Origin of the sequence: Maribacter polysaccharolyticus, from assembly GCF_028882255.1 — a bacterium.
Taxonomy (GTDB): domain Bacteria; phylum Bacteroidota; class Bacteroidia; order Flavobacteriales; family Flavobacteriaceae; genus Maribacter_A; species Maribacter_A polysaccharolyticus.
This window is the reverse complement of the sequence record NZ_JARBUY010000005.1, coordinates 172,393-193,486: the sequence shown is the minus strand read 5'-3', so window position 1 is coordinate 193,486 and position 21,094 is coordinate 172,393. Positions and strand designations below refer to the sequence as shown.

The 21,094-nt window shown below is 37.8% G+C and carries 14 protein-coding genes; 13 read left to right on the top strand and 1 reads right to left on the bottom strand.

What is annotated here, in order from left to right:
• The first annotated feature begins 211 nt into the window (after nucleotides 1-211).
• Together PHU20_RS16540 and PHU20_RS16535 are read left to right on the top strand one after the other, a co-directional pair.
• The gene (locus PHU20_RS16540) at nucleotides 212-892 is read left to right on the top strand and encodes a response regulator transcription factor (RefSeq protein WP_274826516.1); all 681 of its coding nucleotides are present in this window, start codon (nucleotides 212-214) and stop codon (nucleotides 890-892) included.
• Nucleotides 889-2,139, top strand: a complete 1,251-nt coding sequence (locus PHU20_RS16535) for a sensor histidine kinase (RefSeq protein WP_274826515.1) — start codon at nucleotides 889-891, stop codon at nucleotides 2,137-2,139. The genes PHU20_RS16540 and PHU20_RS16535 overlap by 4 nt, the downstream gene beginning before the upstream one ends.
• Before the next feature lie 186 nt (nucleotides 2,140-2,325).
• On the opposite strand, the gene PHU20_RS16530 is transcribed toward PHU20_RS16535, so the two are convergent.
• Nucleotides 2,326-2,946 (bottom strand): RNA polymerase sigma factor, encoded by a 621-nt coding sequence (locus tag PHU20_RS16530; RefSeq protein WP_274826514.1) that lies wholly within the window; start codon nucleotides 2,944-2,946, stop codon nucleotides 2,326-2,328.
• A 116-nt stretch (nucleotides 2,947-3,062) separates the two neighbouring features.
• On the opposite strand from PHU20_RS16530, the gene PHU20_RS16525 reads away from it, so the two are divergent.
• The 11 genes from PHU20_RS16525 (at nucleotide 3,063) to PHU20_RS16475 (ending at nucleotide 20,987) form a co-directional block, all read left to right on the top strand.
• Nucleotides 3,063-4,220: a FecR family protein gene (locus tag PHU20_RS16525; protein WP_274826513.1), complete on the top strand. Its 1,158-nt coding sequence runs from the start codon at nucleotides 3,063-3,065 to the stop codon at nucleotides 4,218-4,220.
• Between the two features lie 164 nt (nucleotides 4,221-4,384).
• Nucleotides 4,385-7,741, top strand: coding sequence for a TonB-dependent receptor (locus PHU20_RS16520; RefSeq protein ID WP_274826512.1), 3,357 nt, complete (start codon nucleotides 4,385-4,387; stop codon nucleotides 7,739-7,741).
• A 19-nt stretch (nucleotides 7,742-7,760) separates the two neighbouring features.
• Nucleotides 7,761-9,212, top strand: a complete 1,452-nt coding sequence (locus tag PHU20_RS16515) for a RagB/SusD family nutrient uptake outer membrane protein (protein WP_274826511.1) — start codon at nucleotides 7,761-7,763, stop codon at nucleotides 9,210-9,212.
• A 383-nt stretch (nucleotides 9,213-9,595) separates the two neighbouring features.
• Nucleotides 9,596-11,281: an FAD-dependent oxidoreductase gene (locus PHU20_RS16510; RefSeq protein ID WP_274826510.1), complete on the top strand. Its 1,686-nt coding sequence runs from the start codon at nucleotides 9,596-9,598 to the stop codon at nucleotides 11,279-11,281.
• 65 nt (nucleotides 11,282-11,346) lie between these two features.
• The gene (locus PHU20_RS16505; protein ID WP_274826509.1) at nucleotides 11,347-12,870 is read left to right on the top strand and encodes a sulfatase family protein; all 1,524 of its coding nucleotides are present in this window, start codon (nucleotides 11,347-11,349) and stop codon (nucleotides 12,868-12,870) included.
• Between the two features lie 7 nt (nucleotides 12,871-12,877).
• Complete coding sequence (locus PHU20_RS16500) at nucleotides 12,878-14,545, top strand: FAD-dependent oxidoreductase (RefSeq protein ID WP_274826508.1); 1,668 nt, start codon at nucleotides 12,878-12,880, stop codon at nucleotides 14,543-14,545.
• A gap of 13 nt (nucleotides 14,546-14,558) precedes the next feature.
• Nucleotides 14,559-16,016 (top strand): carbon starvation CstA family protein, encoded by a 1,458-nt coding sequence (locus PHU20_RS16495; protein WP_274826507.1) that lies wholly within the window; start codon nucleotides 14,559-14,561, stop codon nucleotides 16,014-16,016.
• Nucleotides 16,017-16,605: 589 nt separating this feature from the next.
• Nucleotides 16,606-17,514: a phospholipase D family protein gene (locus tag PHU20_RS16490; protein WP_274826506.1), complete on the top strand. Its 909-nt coding sequence runs from the start codon at nucleotides 16,606-16,608 to the stop codon at nucleotides 17,512-17,514.
• A gap of 48 nt (nucleotides 17,515-17,562) precedes the next feature.
• Entirely contained in the window at nucleotides 17,563-18,057 is a 495-nt protein-coding gene (locus PHU20_RS16485) for a hypothetical protein (RefSeq protein WP_274826505.1), read from the top strand.
• 6 nt (nucleotides 18,058-18,063) lie between these two features.
• Nucleotides 18,064-19,644 carry a type I restriction-modification system subunit M gene (locus PHU20_RS16480; protein WP_274826504.1) on the top strand — a complete coding sequence of 527 codons (1,581 nt, stop codon included), beginning with the start codon at nucleotides 18,064-18,066 and terminating at the stop codon, nucleotides 19,642-19,644.
• Nucleotides 19,644-20,987, top strand: a complete 1,344-nt coding sequence (locus PHU20_RS16475; protein WP_274826503.1) for a restriction endonuclease subunit S — start codon at nucleotides 19,644-19,646, stop codon at nucleotides 20,985-20,987. The genes PHU20_RS16480 and PHU20_RS16475 overlap by 1 nt, the downstream gene beginning before the upstream one ends.
• Nucleotides 20,988-21,094 lie beyond the last annotated feature (107 nt).

Here is a 21,094-nt window from a genome sequence, read left to right as displayed (position 1 = left end):
CGTACTAAAACAACCAATATTTTATAATTAAAGAAATAATTCTTTAGGAAAATTTAAGTTTCTGTAATGTAGTAAAAGATCTAATATCATGGGCGGATGCTGAAACTTATGTTTAAATTTGTTAAGGGAATTGCCAAGGTACGCATTGGGAATTGTCCTGTCCTTAGTTGATAAGGCTCCCATGTATAGAAATGATCAAAAATTGGCGGGAATGAAAGTACTTGTAATTGAAGACAATAAAGAACTGCTACGCGATATCAAAAGCTTTTTGGAAGAAGAAGGGGTCATCTGCGAAATTGCCCCCAATTATAAAACGGCCTATGATAAAATAGGATTCTTCCCGTACGACATATTGATCGTCGATATCACCTTGCCCGATGGAAACGGTTTGGACATCATAAGGGAGGTAAAAAAGGAAAACATAGATACGGGAATCATCATTATTTCGGCAAAGAACGCAGTGGGGGATAAAATTCGGGGCCTAGAGATAGGGGCAGACGATTATTTGGCCAAACCGTTTTACATGGCCGAGCTCAATGCCAGGATCAAGGCACTTTATCGAAGAAAGGCTTACAATGGGAGCAGGGAAATCGTTTTCAACGAAATTAAGATCAAGCCCGACAGTCATGAGGTTTTTGTGAACGACCATATTTTGAACCTTACCAAAAAGGAATTCGACATCATACACTTCTTTATGATCAACAAGCATCGGTTATTGACCAAGGAGGCGATAGCGGAACACCTTTGGGGCGACCATATAGAAATGGCCGATTCCTATAAATTCATTTATACCCACCTGGCCAATGTACGGAAGAAAGTTGCCGAAACGGGCGGAACCGACTATATTCAATCGATATACAGCGTGGGATACAAATTTACTGATCGCGGATGAACCTCTTCAAAAAGACCATTAACCAATACCTGATTTTTTTGGTATTGTTTTTACCCATTATGATTGCCCTGGACTACCTGCTGGTCAACCACTTGGTATATCGCGAAATAGATGAGTTGCTCTTGGATGAACGTAAGCGTATCGATTATGGTCTCCAAAAAGATGGAGCGGTTTTATCCTCGTATTACCTGTATCGCATCGAGCCGATAGCTGCGGATAATTTCCGCCCTGAGGAATTCAGGGATACGTTATTTTTTGAACCCTATGCCAACGGGAACATACCTTATCGTACATATACATTTAGATCATCGGTCGATTCCCAGCCTGTGGAAATCACTCTTAAACATGTGTTGTTGGATATCAACGGGTTGATTTGGTGGATTTTGGCTTCCAATGGTGTCATCTTATTGCTATTGTATGGCGGACTTTATTATATCGATCGGAATATATACCAATGGGCCTGGAGTCCTTTTTTCGAAAATCTGGCCAAACTTGAGAAATACAATGTGGCCCAGAAAGAGCCCATTCGTCTGAAAAAAACCAAGACAAGTGAATTCGAAACACTTAATAAGGTCATTGAGACGTTGATCGATCAGATAAAAAATGATTTTAAAAACCTTAAGGAATTCAACGAGAACATTTCACATGAGATACAGACCCCTCTGGCCACGATCCGGAACAAAGTAGTGTTGCTGTTGGGAAGTGATAATTTGGACCCAAAGGAAATTCAGAATGTAAATACCATATATCAAGAAACCAATAAACTTTCCAAAATAGGCAAATCGTTGATCCTGATTTCGAGAATCGAGAATCTTGAGTTTAAACGATTGGAGCGTATTGATGTTCGTGACATCATAGAGAACATCCTTGGCAATATGGAGGAGATCATCAATTTTAAACATCTCGAAGTGTCCAAAGACCTAGATACGGTAACTTTGGAATGCGATCATATCCTGGCCGACATCCTGTTTACCAATCTTATCAAAAATGCGGTACAGCACAATAAAGAGGGGGGGACGATTAGTATGGTGTTGGACAACGATATATTTGAGATCACCAACACGGGCGAAGTTTCGGATATACCTACTGAAAAATTATTCAGTCGCTTTCAAAAAGGTACCTCGCAAAAAGATTCCCTTGGCCTTGGTCTGGCCATCAACCAAAAAATATGTGAAATCTATGGATTTCGGTTAGACTATGTACGAACAGGGGGAATACACACATTTTCCTTGTTTTTCAACCCATAGAACCTTGTGTCCCTTTCGGTAATCAATACGGATTCTTAATGAATTGGAAGGAATCCAGCCGAAATCAGCGGGGAATCCATCCCATAGGTTACTTTCCGATACAGAAATTATTTTCCTATATTTTATGGGGTATTGAGGCTTATGGGGTACAATAAGTCTCGGAAGTTAGCACGGAAATTAGCATTTTCAAAACTTCATTTTACGAATTAAAGGATTCGCCTTTAATTTCCCTATATTAATTCCAAAAATCAACAATAAGATAGTTTCATATTTTTCACCTAATTCAGTTTTCAAAATACCAAATGCTTTGGTGATTTGGGCCTCTACAGTTTTTATTGATATGTTTAGGTAATCGGCAATTTCATTATTGGTAAGCCCTTCTTTTTTACTAAGAATAAATATACGTTGACATTTTGGGGGTAACTTTCGAATTTCTTTGTTTACGATTTCCATCATTTTGTCAATGATATTATCATCGATTTCCTCTGCAACTTCATGCGCATATTCGATATATTTTTTATTCAATAATACAACGGCCTTGTTTTTCTGATAATTATTCAAAAATTCATTGTAGACACATTTGTACAAAAAATTACGTATTGAAAATTGTGGGTTAAGTTTTTTTCTGGATTTCCAGGTCTTTAAAAAAACGTTCTGAACAAGGTCTTGGGCTAGAGCCTGCTCATGGGTTAAAGTAAGTGCATAAGCGTTAAGTTGTCTATGGTATTTCTCCAAAAGAAAGATATAGGCCTTTTCTTCCCCTAGAATAAGGTTTTCGATGAGTATTCTATTATCGTTGAAATTCATGGTTTTTGGTTATTTGGCAATTTATGGTTAAAAATAATATGAATTTTAAAAAATATCTAAAAAAAAGTTAGGGTATTGAAAATTTGGCTTGTATTAATAGTATAAATGGACCTCAAATGATTTCTAAAGATGTTGAAAATCGAATTGTAAAATATCTTTCACAGTCTGCTGATATTCAGGATTTGAATTTTTTGAACGAGTGGCTGAAAAAAAAAGAGAATCAAAGTATTTTCAAAGAATATGTTAAAACCCAATTTGCGATAAATTTAACTATGAACGACCCTGGTCTAGATAAAATTAAAGACGAGCTTCTTCGTGAAATACGTAAGGATAAAAAACCGGTGATCAAAATGAGGGTCGTGTGGGTTTTAAAATATGCGGCTATCGCCATTTTGTTTATGGGACTAGGGTTCATTATCAGTAAGAATAAATATGATAAGGACAAATTGATAAAGCCTAGGGAAGATGCCATCACTTTACAATTGGAGAATGGGGAGATAGAAGTAATCACAGAGAAAGGTAACCATCAATTGATTGATGATAATGGTGAAGTAATTGGTAATCAAAAAGGAAAAGAGTTAGTCTATGAAGTAAATGAGTATGATTCAGAATTGAAGTATAATACGCTGACAATTCCCAAAGGTAAGCGATTTGGAGTTGTACTTTCTGATGGAACAAAAGTCCAGTTGAATGCGGGGAGTTCCATTACTTATCCAATATCATTCAATCCAAACGGTCCTAGAAAAGTGGTTTTATCCGGTGAAGCTTATTTTGAAGTCAGTCACGACCAAAAACGACAGTTCATCGTCAATACCCAGGAACTCGACGTTAAAGTGTATGGTACCAGATTTAATATAACCAATTATCCCGAAGATGAGAATACCGAAGTCGTTTTAATAGAAGGGTCCGTAGCCTTGTCGCAGCAGGGTGAAACACTAAAAAAGGAAAAAGAGGTATTTCTAAAGCCAGGGCATATGGGTGCATATAATAAAAGGGATAAGAATATTGTGGACCAAAAAGTCAATACATCCCTTTACACTTCATGGATGGCAGGTAATTTGGTTTTTAGGAACGAAACGTTCGAAAATATTACCCGTAAGTTAGAACGACATTATAATGTGGTTATAATCAATAACAATAAGGATTTAGCAGACGAAACCTTTAATGCCACGATCGAATTGAACCACGAAACCATTGAGCAGGTCTTTAATTATTTCAATAAAATATACCGGATTGAATACCAAATTGTTGAAAACAAAATAATCATTAATTAATACATAACGCCTATGATATAAAAACAAAGGAATTAACCATGATCGTTTTCAATCTTAATACTAGAATAAAGTGCAATAAAAAAAATCGGAAAATGCTGGAACATTTCCCGATTTAAAGAAAATGATCACACTAACTGCGTAATCACAAATAAACATTCAAAAATATGAAAAAACCACCAAAGTCAAAGGGTGTACACTCTTGGCACCTAAATTATGACGTTAAAATGAAATTATCACTTCTATTTTTTTTAATAGTAAGTTTTTTAATGCAGGCCAATTCTTCATATGCACAAAAAACCAAAATTTCGATTGACAGGGAAAATACAGCGGTGAGGGAGATTCTTGATGAAATCGAAGCTACGACCAAGTTTAAATTCTTGTTCAATACTAAAGCCGTTGATCTCAATAGAGAAATTTCTATTAAGGTAGATAAAGCAACTATTGATTTGGTTTTGGAATTACTATTTAAAGGGGTTGATACGTCTTTCGAAATAGATGATCGAAAAATCTTGTTGAAGCAGAGAGTAAGGGAACATGGCATTAGTGATAGGTCGGATTCACAAAGCCTTGAAAGGTTACAGCAAATAATAATGGGTAATGTAACAGATTCTAATGGGACACCGCTGCCAGGGGCTAATATCATAGAAAAGGGAACGCTTAATGGTGTAACGGCAGATTTTGACGGTAATTTCGCTATAGAACTGGTGGATGACAATGCAATATTAGTAGTTTCTTATCTTGGATATGCTACGAAAGAGATTCAAGTGAACAGCCAAAAAAATCTTAGTATTATTTTAGAAGAAAGTGCCTCAGGCTTGGAAGAAGTTGTTGTCGTTGGTTATGGCACAATGAAGAAGGCAGATTTGACCGGGGCGGTTTCTCAGGTTAAAAGCGAAACCCTTGAATCGGTTCCGGTTTTCAACATGGCGCAAGCACTTAAAGTCGGTGCTTCAGGGGTTAGAGTTACTCAAAACTCAGGTACTCCCGGTTCTAGAATAGAGGTGCGTATTAGAGGAGGAAATTCTTTAATCGGTAATAATCAACCTTTATATGTAGTAGATGGATTTCCAGTTACAAGCGGTATAGATTATTTAAATCCAGCGGATATTGAATCAGTTGATATTTTAAAGGATGCATCTGCAACCGCAATTTATGGTTCAAGGGGAGCAAACGGAGTCGTGATAATCACTTCTAAAAGAGGTGAAAAAGACCAAGAAAGTAAAATTGAGGTAAATAATTACTTTGGTATGCAACAAGCCATAAATGAATATGATTTACTCAATGCAAAAGAATATGCCGTTATAGCCAATGAATGGTTAAAAAATGAAGGTCTGGAACCTTATTTCAATGTTGATGAAGTTCAGAACCCAGGAACTGATTGGTTAGATGCGATCTTTAGAACGTCACCTGTACAGAACCATACAATTACTTTTTCCGGAAGTTCTGATAAAGGTAGATATTCTATATCCGGTAATTATTATGATCAAGAAGGAATCATAGAAAATTCAGGAGTTACAAGAGGTTCTGTTAGAGTTAATTTAGATCAAGAATTGAAAAGTTGGTTGAAAATGGGTATTAACCTTCAATTGTCGAGAAGTGAGACCCATTCAGTCAATGTTGACAACGGATACCGAGGTACATCAATGCTTTCTGCTGCTGCTTCGGCGCCACCTACATTACCTTTGTATGATGAAGATGGTCTCCCTACTCAAATAGGACAGATTTATAATTTTGGGTCTGCCGATATGAGAAACCCATTATTGTCTACACTAAATAAAAATCTTAGTTTTTCAAATAGTGTATTAGCAAATTCTACATTTGAATTTCAAATTACTCCTAGTCTTTCTTTCAAGACTTTATTAGGCTTACAATATAGAAACTCGCGTAGTGAGTTGTTTACACCAATTGTTTATGAAAATGATAGGGGTTCCGCTCAGGAGGGGAATAACTATTTTAATTCCTTTTTAACCGAAAATGTCTTGACATATTCAAAAACATTTGATGAAAAACATGTTTTAAATATCATAGGTGGTGGTACCTATCAAACACAAATGAACCGTTACTCTGGTATATATGTAAGTGGTTTTTCTAATAATATTACCGAGAACTATAATTTAGCCGCTGCTGAAACCATCGGAAATCCTTGGTCCGGATATTTTGATTGGACATTAGCTTCTTTTCTATCGAGGGTAAATTATTCCTATGACGGTAAATATATGGTGACTGCCAGTATCAGGGCCGATGGTTCTTCAAGGTTCGGTGCTAATAATAAATGGGGATATTTTCCATCGGCAGCTTTAGCATGGCGTGTTTCAGATGAAGCCTTTCTTAAAAATAGCTCGACCATTTCCAACTTAAAATTAAGGGCGAGTTATGGTATTACGGGTAATACGGCACTTAATCCCTATCAATCACTTGATAGACTGAACTCGACTAAATTTATTTTTGAGAATCAAGCTGACGTCATTGGATTTTATCCTGCCGGTATTTCCAATAGCGCATTGAAATGGGAAACTACTGGGCAGTTGGATGTTGGGTTTGATCTAAATCTATTTAATAATCAATTAAGGTTTGTATTTGATTACTATAAAAAGAATACTAAAGACTTACTTGCATCGGTACCGCTCCCATCAAGTGTCGGATTTAGCTCAATTCTAAGAAATCTTGGAGAAATACAAAATTCGGGAATTGAATTTAGTGTTGATGCTGATATTCTGAGAAATGATTTTAAATGGAATGTTTCAGCACAGATTTCTGCCAATAGAAATAAAGTGATCGAGCTTGCTGGGGACAGTGATATTTTTGGGGCAGCACAAAGTTCAGTTTGGCCAAGTGCAAATATTGCACGAGAAGGAGAACCATTAGGAGTTTTTTATGGACTTCTTGAAGATGGTTTGGATGAGAATGGTTTCATTAAATATCAGGATGTTAGCGGACCCGATGGTGTTCCTGATGGATTGATTAATTCGTTGGACCGTGTGATTTTGGGTAGTTACCATCCGGATTTCATTTATGGATTGACTTCTAATTTCAGTTATAAGGGAATTGAATTAAATGTGATGTTGGAAGGGGTTCAAGGAAACGAATTATTCAATGCCACCAATGGAACACACTTAAATTCCTTTCAGCGAGGCAATAATCAATTTAGGGATATTATTGGAAATTATTGGACGGCTGAAAATCCAGATCCCAATGCAAAATACCCTAAAATTAGTAGTGCCACCCAAATAACCGTTTCCGACAGATTTATTGAAGATGCGAGTTATCTGCGTGTTAAGTCGATAAGGTTGGCATATAATTTCCCCGTTTCTGAAATGGGTCTAAATGATTTTGACATGCTTCAATTATATATTTCTGGTACCAATCTATTCACTTTTACCAATTATTCAGGTATTGATCCAGAGGCAAATACAAGAGGAACTGATTCCAGTAATATCGGAGATCGATTACGATATGGTCACGATCAGAGTAGTTATCCTAGTGCCAAGATTTATGCGATTGGTCTAAAATTTAGATTTTAATTTATAAAGACATAACATTATGAAAAATATAGTTTTAGGATTAATAATAATCTTGTGTTTCCCTGCCTGTGAAAAAACATTGGAGGAAGTTCCAAAAGATTTTGTCTCCAAGGCAAACTTCTACAATAATGAAAAAGATGCCCAAGCTGCTATTGTTGGTGTTTACGCTGGTTTGCAAAGTGATTTTTTTGGGATGAACCATTATTTAATGACAGAGCTGCACGGCGATTTTATCTTCGGAAGAGGGTCACAAGCACCGATTACTATTTGGGATCAAATATTGGATCAAACAAGCATTGGTAGGTGTGCCTCAAATTGGTCTTCTCTGTATACGACAATCAATAGAGCCAATGCGGTTTTGGACAATGTATCAGAAATAGAAGATATAGACACAGAGGTAAAAGAACAGATTCTCGGAGAAGCACATTTTTTAAGAGCTTTAAGTTATTTTGAATTGGTTCGTGGTTGGGGAGCTGTTCCGATTAAGACTAGTGAAAGTATAGATTTGAGTTCTGTAGAAGCAGCAAGGGAACCTGAAAGTGAGGTGTATGAATTAATTGTCGCAGATGCTTTGGCTGCCGAAAGTAGTCTTGGCGAAACTGGATCACAAACGGGTAGGGCCTCCAAATGGGCAGCAAAAATGCTATTGGCCCATGTTTATTTAACTTTGGAAAATTGGGAAGCAGCAGCAGCCATAGCTGATGATGTTATTGTTAACGGTCCTTTTAGCTTAGTTGAAGTCGAAAATCCAGATGATTTTTATAAGATTTTTGCCGTGGATTCAAGTACCGAAGATATTATGTCGGTACATCATTCCGAAACAAAAACTTCGGGCATTCCAACATATATACATAGAGGGCTGGCATTACCATACAATTATTCATCTACCGGTTACTTTGCATGGCTCCCTGATACCAATTCATTTATTGGGGAAAGCTGGGATGATAATGATTTTCGAAAGGATTTTAATTTGTATACACAGTATCAAAATTCTGGGGGGGAATGGGTGCCTTTACCAGAAACATTGCCGGTACTCTTCAAAAAATTCATTTCCAACAGTTCTGGGCAAAATGTTTACAGCGTACCTATTTATAGATTTGCTGAAGCATATTTAATTTATGCGGAGGCGGCAAGTAATGCAAATGGAGGCCCAACGGCACTTGCGTTGGAGCGATTGAATATAATAAAAAGACGGGCATATGGTCTAGACCTGAATATACCTTCTTCTGAAGATTATCCTTCTGGACTGGGAGCCGTTGATTTTAGAAATACAGTATTGCAGGAACGAGCGTATGAATTTTTATTGGAACGAAGACGTTGGTTTGACCTAAAACGAACAGGAACAGTTAGGGAAGCTTTTACTGCGGCAGGTAAAAACATAATAGATGAACGCTTTTTATGGCCAATTCCTGAAGATGAGATCAACAATAATCCGGCAATTAATCAATCAGATCAAAATCCTGGATATTAACTTAATAACAAGTCAGAATACAGGCCTGGTATTGGGCCTGTATTTTCCTGACATTTTTGTTGATAATGGATTTATATGTATGACGCAACGGTTATAGGATTAAATGCCACTGATTATTACCGAAAAGGAAATCCCTCTATTTGGTTTGCCCATTATAGAATAGCATTTAGGTATTCAAACTACTTGTTAGCTAATTGCTTTCTATTGATGATGCATTGAAAATAAGTAATGGGTCCACTTCCGATATGGAAAAACAATTATGATGGGATTACAGTAAATATCACTCAAATAACGGTTACATAGATAGCAGTTTGGGATGATGGTACAATGTTATATGATGCCAGATAAAACACAATTATACGTTAATCGTAAAACAATGGAATATGAAGAATTTATTAAGCTTTTTTATACTCATAATAATCTTTCAGACTTTGGATGCCCAAACAAAGAAATATGACATAGTCATTTATGGAGGAACTTCAGCAGGAGTAGCTGCGGCTATTCAATCCAGTAGAATGGATAAGTCTGTAGTGTTAATTGAGCCAACCAACAGATTAGGAGGGTTGACAACAGGTGGGTTGGGCCAAACGGATATAGGTAACAAGCAGGCAATAGGTGGAATCTCTAGAGAGTTTTATGAAAACATCAAAAAATATTATGATGACGAAAAGAACTGGAAATGGGAGAAACCATCGGAATATAAAGATGGAGGTCAAACACGAACGGAAAAGGGTGAGCCTACCATGTGGACTTTTGAGCCCTCAGCTGCATTGTCTGTTTATCATGATATGATGAAAAAAGAGAAGGTTAAGGTTGTATATGACGAGAGGTTAAATAGGGATTCGGGTGTAAATAAGGTTGATGGGAAGATAGTATCGATTACTATGGAAAGTGGAAAGAAATTTATAGGTAAGGTATTCCTTGATGCAACTTATGAAGGTGACCTCCTAGCTTCTGCCGGGGTTAGTTATGCTGTTGGTCGTGAAAGTAATGAAGAATTTGGAGAAACGCTAAATGGGGTACAAGCAAATAAAATAAACCTATCGTTGACCAGATTGGTCTCAATAAATGGACAAAACCATAATTTTATCCCAAGCGTCGATCCTTATGTTGTAAAAGGCGACCCCGAAAGCGGTTTACTGCCCAATGTAAATGAGAAGCCTGGTCTCGAAGGGGAAGGTGATGATAAGATACAAGCCTATTGCTTTAGAATGTGTTTGACCGATCATCCTGAAAACCGAATTGTATTTAAGAAACCTGCAAATTATGATGAACTTAATTATGAATTGTTATTCCGCAATTATGAAGCTAGAGTAGGTTCTGTACAGGATATGTATTATAAGGGTGGCCCTTTGTTGCCATTAATAAATTCCAGTATGCCAAATCGCAAGACCGATTCAAATAATAGATTTGGTTTCTCAACGGATTATATCGGCAAAAATTATGATTACCCAGATGCTTCCTATGCTGAAAGGGAAAAAATAATCGAAGACCACAGAAATTATCAAATGGGATTAATGTGGACATTGGCCAATCACCCCAGGATTCCGAAGGAAGTGCGGGAGGAGGCCTCAAAATGGGGTACTGCAAAAGATGAATTTGAAAGAGAGGACGGTTGGCAACAACAATTATATATTCGTGAGGCTAGACGTATGATCAGTGATTATGTAATGACCCAGAAAAATTGTGAGGGGTTGGTAGTAGCTGAAGACGTAATCGGTTTAGCGGCTTATGGTATGGATTCCCATAATGTACAACGCTATGTAGACGCGAACGGATATGTCCAAAACGAAGGTAATGTTGAGGCTCACGGATTTAAACCATACCCAATAAGTTATAGATCCTTGGTGCCTAAAAAAGGAGAATGTGAAAATTTAATAGTACCTGTTTGTGTTAGTTCAACTCATATTGCATTTGGCTCTATTCGTATGGAACCGGTATTCATGGTTTTAGGGGAGTCTGCAGCTACAGCAGCTTCTTTAGCCATTGACACAGGTAAACCCGTTCAAGATATTTCTTATGAAAGTTTAAAATCCATTTTGTTGAAAAATGGGCAACATTTGGAATAAGTGAATCAATCTGGCCATATCCTTTAAAATAGTGGATACCCATAAAAACAACAAAGTAAAATGTCATGTTTGGAATAAGATATTCGAACCTTAGTAAGTGTTTTTTTATTGGTTTAATTAGCTCAGGCTTGCTGTGGGCCAATTCATGTGTACATAAAAAAGAAGAATTAACGGCATCGCCTAATATTGTATTGATACTTGCAGATGATCTTGGCTATGGGGACTTGTCGACATACAATAATAATTCTTTAGTCCCTACACCAAATTTGAATAAACTGGCCTCTGAAGGAATTAGTTTTACCAATGCATATTGCCCTGTTTCCGTGTGTTCTCCTTCTAGATATGCGTTGATGACAGGAACATACCCTTTTAGAAGTTGGAAAAAGTCAGGTGTTTTATCAAATTATGAGCCTTCCATGATAAATGAAGGTCAATTGACCCTTCCAAAGATGTTGCAACAGGCTGGTTATACTACGGCAGGATTTGGAAAATGGCATTTAGGGGCTACATTTCCCACATTGGATGGGCTAAAACCTGCAGGATTTGGAAAATTTAAGGCAGATAATAACGGAGCGAATATTGATTTACAACAACCAATCAGTGATGGTCCTGTCGCGCATGGTTTCGATAATTGGTATGGATTCAGTTGCGCAAGTGAATGTTGGGTTATGGACGGTGATGATATTGTTGCGGCTTTGCAGCATGAATTTTATAATATCGATTCGGCCAAACATAAGGAACATATAGAAATTATCCCATCCAATACATATCTAAAACGTATCACAGGGAAAAGTAAGCGTTTTTTGACCCAACATGCCAAAACGAAAAATAAAAATCCGTTCTTTTTATATTTTGCCCCTTATGTTCCCCATATACCATTATCCGTCAGCGAAGAATTTATAGGCACCACCAAAGCTGGCCCGTATGGCGATTATGTGTATGAGTTAGATACTTATATTGGTGAGATTTTAAATACACTTGACAGTTTGGGGCTAGCAGAAAACACTATAGTCCTTTTTGCCAGTGACAACGGGTCTCAATTTGAGAGGACCGGACTTCATATTGATAATGCAAATCCAAGTAATGACCTAGAAGATGTTAACGGTAAAAGTCAGAATCCGAAAGAACACCATCCTAACGGGAATCTAAAAGGTTCAAAATGGACGATCTGGGAAGGGGGCGTTCGCATGCCCTTTATTGCAAAATGGCCCGATAAGATTCCGGCAGGTATCAAATCGGATAAGATTTTAGCGTTAAATGATCTACTGGCAACCATTAGTACGGTAATTGGATTTGACTTGCCCAAAGATGTGGCCATTGATAGTTATGACCAATTTCCAAACCTTATGGGAGATGAACAACTTATTAGGGAATCGGTGGTTGTGCAATCCGCAAATAACCGCATGGGTTTTCGAAAAGGGAATTGGAAATACGTTGAGCCAGGAAATGACGAGTTGGAAGGACAATTATACAATCTGTTGGAGGATGAATCAGAATCAACAAACCTAATCAATGAGAATGCTGACCTCGCAGAGGAAATGCGGAAGGAATTACGTCATATAATAAGCGGGACGGTCTCGGAAAAATAGAATACTTATGAAAAATAATAAGCAAATCATCCTGTCTATGATGGTGCTACTGATTTCAACATCGATTATGTTTTCCTGTAAGGAAAAAGCTGATGTTTTAAAAGAATCAATAGAAGCGGACATTATAATTTATGGAGGTACTTCGGCAGCTATAGCTGCAGCCGTGGAAGCAAAGCGTTCTGGAAAATCCGTTATTGTGGTATCTCCGGATAAGCACCTAGGAGGTTTGACTTCGGGAGGTTTAGGGTGGACGGATACAGGGGACAAAAGTGTGATTGGGGGACTGGCAAGGGAGTTTTACCATAGGGTATATAATTATTATAATACAGATGAGGCATGGCGATGGCAGCCCAAGGATGAGTATGGGAATACTGGTCAGGGAACACCGGCGATGGACGGTGAAAATCGAACCATGTGGATTTTTGAACCTCACGTGGCAGAAAAAGTATTTGAAGACTTGGTAAAAGAAGATAGTATTAGGGTCGATCGGGATGAATGGTTGGATAGGGAAAATGGGGTTGTGCTTAAAGATGGTAATATCAGATCAATTTCCACACTCTCCGGCAAAACATATTCCGGTAAAATGTTTTTAGATGCAACTTATGAAGGAGACTTAATGGCTGCGGCAGGAGTGAGTTACCATGTAGGTCGCGAAGGTCAAAACGTGTATGGGGAAGAATGGAACGGTTTACAAACAGGAGTTTTACATCATAAGCATTGGTTTGAGTCCGATATTTCCCCTTATGTAGTACCGGGTGATCCGTCAAGCGGACTATTGCCCCGGGTTTCTGCGGAAAATCCGGGAGTAAAACATAGTGGTGACGATAAAATACAGGCCTATTGTTTTAGGATGTGTATGACCGATCATGAACCGAATCGCGTGCCATTCCCAAAGCCAGAGGGCTATGACCCAATGCAATATGAACTATTGGCCCGTGTTTTTGATACAGGAAGAAACGATTGGTTCCAAAAATTTGATGCCATACCCAATCATAAGACCGATACCAACAATCACGGTCCGTTCAGTAGCGATAATATTGGAATGAACTATGACTACCCGGAAGCTTCCTATGAGCGAAGAAAAGAAATCATTAAGGAACACGAACAATATCAAAAGGGACTATTGTGGTTCGTGGCCAATGACCCAAGGGTTCCTAAGGACATACAGTCGGAAATGCAAAAGTGGGGGCTTGCCAAAGACGAGTTTACAGATAATGGCAATTGGCCCCATCAAATTTATGTTCGGGAAGCAAGACGGATGATCGGCGAATTCGTTATGACAGAAAATGAATTATTAAAAAAGAGAGAAACGCCAAACCCTATTGGATTAGGGTCTTATACAATGGATTCCCACAATGTGCAACGCTATATAAAACCAAATGGTTTTGTCCAGAACGAAGGTGATATCGGGATAGAAACAAACGGTCCGTACACAATATCTTATGGTTCCTTGGTGCCGAAGAAAGAAGAATGTAAAAATTTATTGGTACCTGTTTGTGTATCATCAAGCCATATTGCCTTTGGGTCTATACGAATGGAGCCGGTATTTATGATTTTGGGGCAATCAGCGGCAGCTGCAGCAGTTTTGGCGATCAATGAAAATACCACAGTTCAAAATGTGGATTATGATACATTGAAAGAGGTTTTAGTGGCGAAAGGTCAGATAGTTGAATAATTAAGATTTTTAAATGATATCATTTCTAATTTCCATTGCAGTTTTGATCTTAGGTTATTTTACTTACGGTAAAATTGTTGAACGTATTTTCGGTATCGATAAAAATCGGGAAACACCGGCCATCAAATTAAGGGACGATGTGGATTATTTGCCACTTCCTGCCTGGCGTATTTTTCTTATACAATTTTTGAACATTGCCGGTTTGGGACCGATTTTCGGAGCAATTGCTGGAGCAATGTTCGGACCATCGGCATTTTTATGGATCGTATTGGGAAGCATATTTGCCGGGGCAGTCCATGATTATTTTTCTGGAATGCTTTCCTTAAGACATAATGGGTTAAGCATAAGTGAAGTCGTGGGCATCTATTTAGGTCCGAATATGAAGTATTTCATGAGGTTCTTCACTATTGTATTATTAATTTTTGTTGGAACGGTTTTTTTAATGGGGCCAGCTAAGATTATAGATGAAATGACCGGTAATTTTTGGAACCTTTGGGTATGGGTAGGGATTATTTTACTTTATTATATCCTATCGACATTACTGCCAATCAACAAAATGATAAGTAAGATCTATCCTATTTTTGGATTGGCAATGCTTTTGATGGCAATCGGATTACTTATAGCACTTTTATTCGGGGATTATGCCATACCGGAAATAGTACCTGCCAATTTAAGGAATATGACTACGAATCCTACGGAAACCCCCATGTTTCCTATTCTATTTATAACAATTGCATGCGGGGCTATTTCAGGATTTCATGCAACACAATCTCCGCTAATGGCCCGTTGTATAAAAAATGAAACTTTAGGGAGGAAGATTTTTTATGGTACGATGATTACGGAAGGTATAGTAGCATTGATTTGGGCCGCTGCCGCTATGGCCTTTTTCGGAAATGTTGACTTACTGAATGATGCTATGCTCGCTAATAACAGTAACGCAGCTTGGGCGGCCAATGAAATCTCTGCCAACATGTTGGGTAAAGTAGGGGGCTTTTTGGCATTATTGGGAATTGTGGCCGCCCCTATTACGTCTGGGGATACGGCATTTAGGTCGGCACGACTCATTCTTGCCGACATATTCAAAACGGATCAAAAGAAAATAAAGAATAGGCTGTATCTAAGCATACCGTTATTTGTGATAGCGTTTATTCTAACACAAGTTGATTTTGGGATCATTTGGCGTTATTTTGCTTGGAGCAACCAAACCTTGGCGACAGTAGTGTTATGGGCGATTACTGCTTATTTAACCTATACCAAAAAGTTCTATTGGATTACCCTTGTTCCTGCTCTTTTTATGACTATGGTCTGTTCTACTTATATTTTAGTGGCACCGGAGGGATTTGAATTGGATAATACGATATCCTATGTTTTAGGTGGAATCATAACGTTAATAGTTTGCATTTTGTTCATGACATTAATCGTTAGGAAGCAAAAAGTCCATCAAATTACCGTAACCGAGAATATTATTTGAGTTTGTTGGTTAGTTTATGAGCCGGGCTTCATTTTTTGAAGTCCGGTTTTTTTGTATTAGGCAGAATTTCATGGTGATTTTATTCCATCAATGGTTAGAGGACATGTATGGTCCTTGTTAATGCCTTAAGCGCCTTTAATATAGCCAAAAGATAATTGGAATATCACCCTGTTTCCAACCCTTGCATACCAGAATTGACCACCTAGTTACATATGAAGAAATTTTTCAGTGCTATTACAGATATCTGTAAGGGTAATAATTTAAAATGTTCTAAGTTGCATGGGCAAAAAGTGTATGACAAATAAACTGTTATTAAAAAGGCTACAGTAGAAGCGAAAACTGTTTAAGTTCTTCTGTGTAAGATTTGCCTTCAACGTGATAATTGTGTTAAATTTAGTTGCTCTAAGGTGATTATTGGAATCTTTGTTATTTACAAAAAAATGGAGCCTAATATATTTAGCTTTTTTTACCGTTCCAGGTTTGGAAAGTATGAATTTATTCAACAAACACTATGATTGAACATGTCGTATTAATCCGTTTACAATTTGAAAACTATTTAAAAAAACTTCATATTAAATAACCAATTAAAATGGCAAAATTCATTACAGGACAAGAACTTACAGAAGAAGTTTATGAAATCATCCATAAGGCGAAGAAGCAACTGTTGATCGTGTCACCTTATATTAAACTCGATGATTATTTCAAAAAAGCACTTTTTGAAAACCATAAAAGAAACTCTGAACTACATATTATTATCGCATTTGGAAAAAATGAAAAGCATCCTGAAAAAAGTTTGAAAGTAGAAGATCTTAATTATTTCAAGGATTTCCCGAATGTTTCTATTGTCTTTATTCCAAATCTTCATGCTAAATATTATGCCAATGAAAAAAGAGGTATCATAACATCCATCAATCTGTATGATTACTCCTTTAAAAACAATGTGGAGTTTGGGGTCATCAGTGAAACTTCCATATTCGGAGGCTCTGGAATAGACAAACAGGCTTGGGATGAATCAATGAAGACTCTAGGAAAAAACTACACTATTTTTATACGAAGACCGAATTATAAAAAGAAGTATTTAATAGCAAAAGATTATGTTGGGTCCGAAACTCGTTTAGACCTTACTGATGAATTATTAAATGGTGGAATCAAAACGAAACGGAGTGTTTTTGAATTTATGGACAAAACCTTTGTGGATATGGCAGACCATATGGAAAGACCCAGTAGGGAAGAATTTGAAAAACAAAACATTCAAGCTGAAACCATTATTGAAGTTCAGGAACCTATAGTAAAAGATAAACTTCTTTCGGCAACAAATCTCGGTAAGTTAAAGGATAAATCTTTTGCGGAAGTCATTGAAGTAATGATAGCGAAAGGATATGTGTTGGATAAGACGACCATAACCGATAAAGGTAGATTGGTTGGGATTGAATATAAAGAAAATACCAAAGGCAATAAATGGATTGTTTACCCACAGTCTTTAGCCGAATTATTATAAATTAGAAGTTCACAATAATTACTATTCCGAAATAATTAAAAACGCTTAATGACAGAAATAATAACCTACCAAGAAAATGTTGAAGGTGACGAAGTAACCAAATATAAGCTTGATAAAGGCAACGGTACAATTGTAATCGATTTAGAAAAATTATTAAATGCAACTGTATCCGAATGTGAATGGTTGGGAGAAGACAAGAGCTATTTACAGGTTATGTATGGTGAATGGGAAGGTACGGACCATTTTGCAATTGTTTCAAAAGATGGTGACTTGGTTAAAAAAGGAATTAAAGAAATCCACCATTATATACCCGGAGTAAAATTATTTGTAGTAATGTTTACTGGTTTTGGCTTAGGTGAAAATGATAGAGCCTACTATTCTGTGGCTAATGATGATTGGAAAATGGGGGTCATTAATAGATATGGCGACTATATTCTAGAACCAAAATTTAATAAGATACAATATTTTGACGATGAGGAGTTGTTCTATGCAGATGGAATTATTTACGACTTCAAGGGTGAATTCATAAAAAAGGATGAATAATAGCAAATGACCCAACAAACACAACAATTACAGGCACAACTCTGGAACATTGCCAATACCCTTCGTGGAAAAATGGATGCCGATGATTTTAGGGACTACATACTAGGTTTCATTTTTTACAAATACCTGAGTAAAAAAATGGAACTCTATGGCAACGAAATCTTGGAGCCGGACAACCTAAAGTTCCGCGATTTGGAAGGCCATCCGCAGGAAGCGGAATACATAGAAGCCGTACGCGACGCCGCCTTGGATAAACTAGGCTATTTTCTATTGCCCTCTGAACTGTTCTCCGAACTGGCCAGACGGGGCAATTCCGGTGGAAAACATCAATTTATCCTAGGGGATTTAACTAGGGTATTGACGCACATTGAGCAGAGTACCATGGGCAGTGAAAGTGAAGAGGATTTTGGCAACCTCTTCGAGGATCTGGATCTCACCAGCTCCAAACTCGGGAAGTCGGAGAACGATAAGAACGAACTCATTGTAAAAGTACTTTCGCATTTAGAGGAAATCGATTTTGATATTGCCAATTCAGAAAGCGATATGCTGGGCAATGCCTATGAATACCTGATCGGGCAATTTGCCTCCGGTGCGGGTAAAAAAGCAGGGGAGTTCTACACGCCCCAACAGGTATCGAACGTATTGGCGCAATTGGTCACTTTGGGTAAGGACAAGTTAAAGTCGGTTTACGACCCCACCTGTGGTTCGGGCTCCTTGTTGCTTCGCGTTGCCAAACAAGTAAAGCAAGTAGGCGGATTCTACGGTCAGGAAATGAACCCCACCACCTACAACCTCTGTCGCATGAACATGATCATGCACGATGTGCATTACAAAAAGTTCGATATAAAAAACGAAAACACCCTCGAAAAACCACAGCATTTAGATATGCGTTTTGAGGCCATTGTCGCCAACCCGCCCTTTTCGGCCAAGTGGAGTGCGAGTCCCTTGTTTATGAGCGACGACCGTTTTGCCGCCTACGGCAAACTGGCGCCGAGCAGTAAGGCCGATTTTGCCTTTGTACAGCACATGGTGCACCAATTGGCCGATAATGGTACCATGGCCTGTGTATTGCCCCATGGCGTATTGTTTAGGGGAGCTGCCGAAGGGCATATACGTAAGTACCTGATAGAAGACCGCAATTACCTCGATGCCGTTATAGGCCTGCCCGCCAATATCTTTTACGGTACGAGCATCCCTACCTGTATTTTGGTATTGAAGAAAAACAGGTCAGAAGCTAAGAATATACTCTTTATAGACGCTAGCCAACATTTTGAAAAGGTAAAGACCCAAAATGTGTTGCGGGACGGGGACATTACCAAAGTAATAGATGTTTACAAGGCCTACAGCAGTGGAGCCTTTGACGATGCCGTGGTGGACAAATACAGCTATGTGGCCCCATTGGCCGAGGTAGCCGAAAACGACTACAACCTGAACATACCGCGCTATGTGGACACCTTTGAGGAAGAAGAGCCGGTAGACTTGCAACAGGTTTCCCAAGACTTGAAACAACTCGAAAAAGAGATAAGGAAAACCGATAACACCATACAACAGTTCTGTGATGAACTGGGCATAGACACCCCTTTTTAATGGCAGCACAAAATACAAACGTAATATCAAACCCACCCGTAATTACGCATGAGGAAAGAGCGAAACAATCTGTTCTTTCGAAGCCAACGAAGCAATCTCTTGTTCCCAAATTACGCTTTAAAGAGTTTGAAGGGGAATGGACCCAAAAACAACTAGGAGAAGTTACAGATTATGTCAAAGGTTTTGCGTTTAAATCAGAAGATTACCGAACGGATGGAGTACGCATTATTAGGGTGTCAGATATATCTAAAGATACAATCAAGTCTGATAATAACCAGGTGTTTATAGACCCTACTCGTTCTAAGGAGTTTGTAAAATACATGATTCGCAAAAAAAATATAATTGTGACCACAGTTGGATCACCACAGAATTTAGGAGATTCGGCAGTTGGAAGAGCAATCTTTATTAATGAAAAAGATTATGGGCTTTTGAATCAGAATATGCTGAAATTCTTAGTGAAAAAAAATTTCGAAAATGATTTTCTTAAAGGCTATTTGAATTCAAAAAAGTACAAAAGTTATATACACTCCATTTCAAGGGGCAACGCTAATCAAGCAAATATTACTGTAAAAGAATTGCTCCAATATGAATTATGGGTTCCAGCCCTCCCCGAACAACAAAAAATAGCGGCCTTTTTGGCTGCCGTAGATCAAAAAATACAGCAGCTCACCCAAAAGAAAGCCTTGCTAGAGGACTACAAAAAAGGGGTGATGCAGCAATTGTTTTCTGGGGAATTGCGATTTAAAATAAAAAATGAGGTGGGTGAGCTTGTCGAACCACCGGATTGGGAGGAGAAACGGTTGGGCGAGGTTTTGGATCAACAGGTTCGAGAAGTAAAAAAACCATCATCAAATTATTTAGCTATTGGAATTAGAAGTCATGTTAAAGGAACTTTCCAAAAACCTGATTCAGACCCTAAAAAAAATTCCATGGAAAAATTATTTGTTGTGAAAGAAAATGATTTAGTAGTTAACATAACTTTCGCTTGGGAGGGAGCTATAGCTATAGCTAAACCAGAAGATGAGGGTGGCTTAGTCTCACATCGTTTTCCTACTTATACATTTAAAGCTAAATACACCAATCCTGAATATTTTAAGCAAGTTATATTAGATAAAAAGTTTCGACTTAATTTAGATTTAATCTCCCCAGGAGGTGCTGGTAGAAATAGAGTTTTAAGTAAGAAGGAATTTGTGAAAATAAAATGGTCTTTTCCATCATTATCAGAACAACAAAAAATCGCGAGTTATTTATCAAGTATCGATACCAAAATAGAACAGGTCAACCAACAACTCAATCAAACCCAGACTTTTAAAAAAGGGTTGTTGCAGCAAATGTTTGTCTAAGGGTGAAAATTGTAATACATAGTATTATCGGTGCTTGATTGTTGAGCGTAGCTGAAACAAAAAAAAGCATTGGAAACAACAGGTTATTCGAAAATTAAAGAATAGTG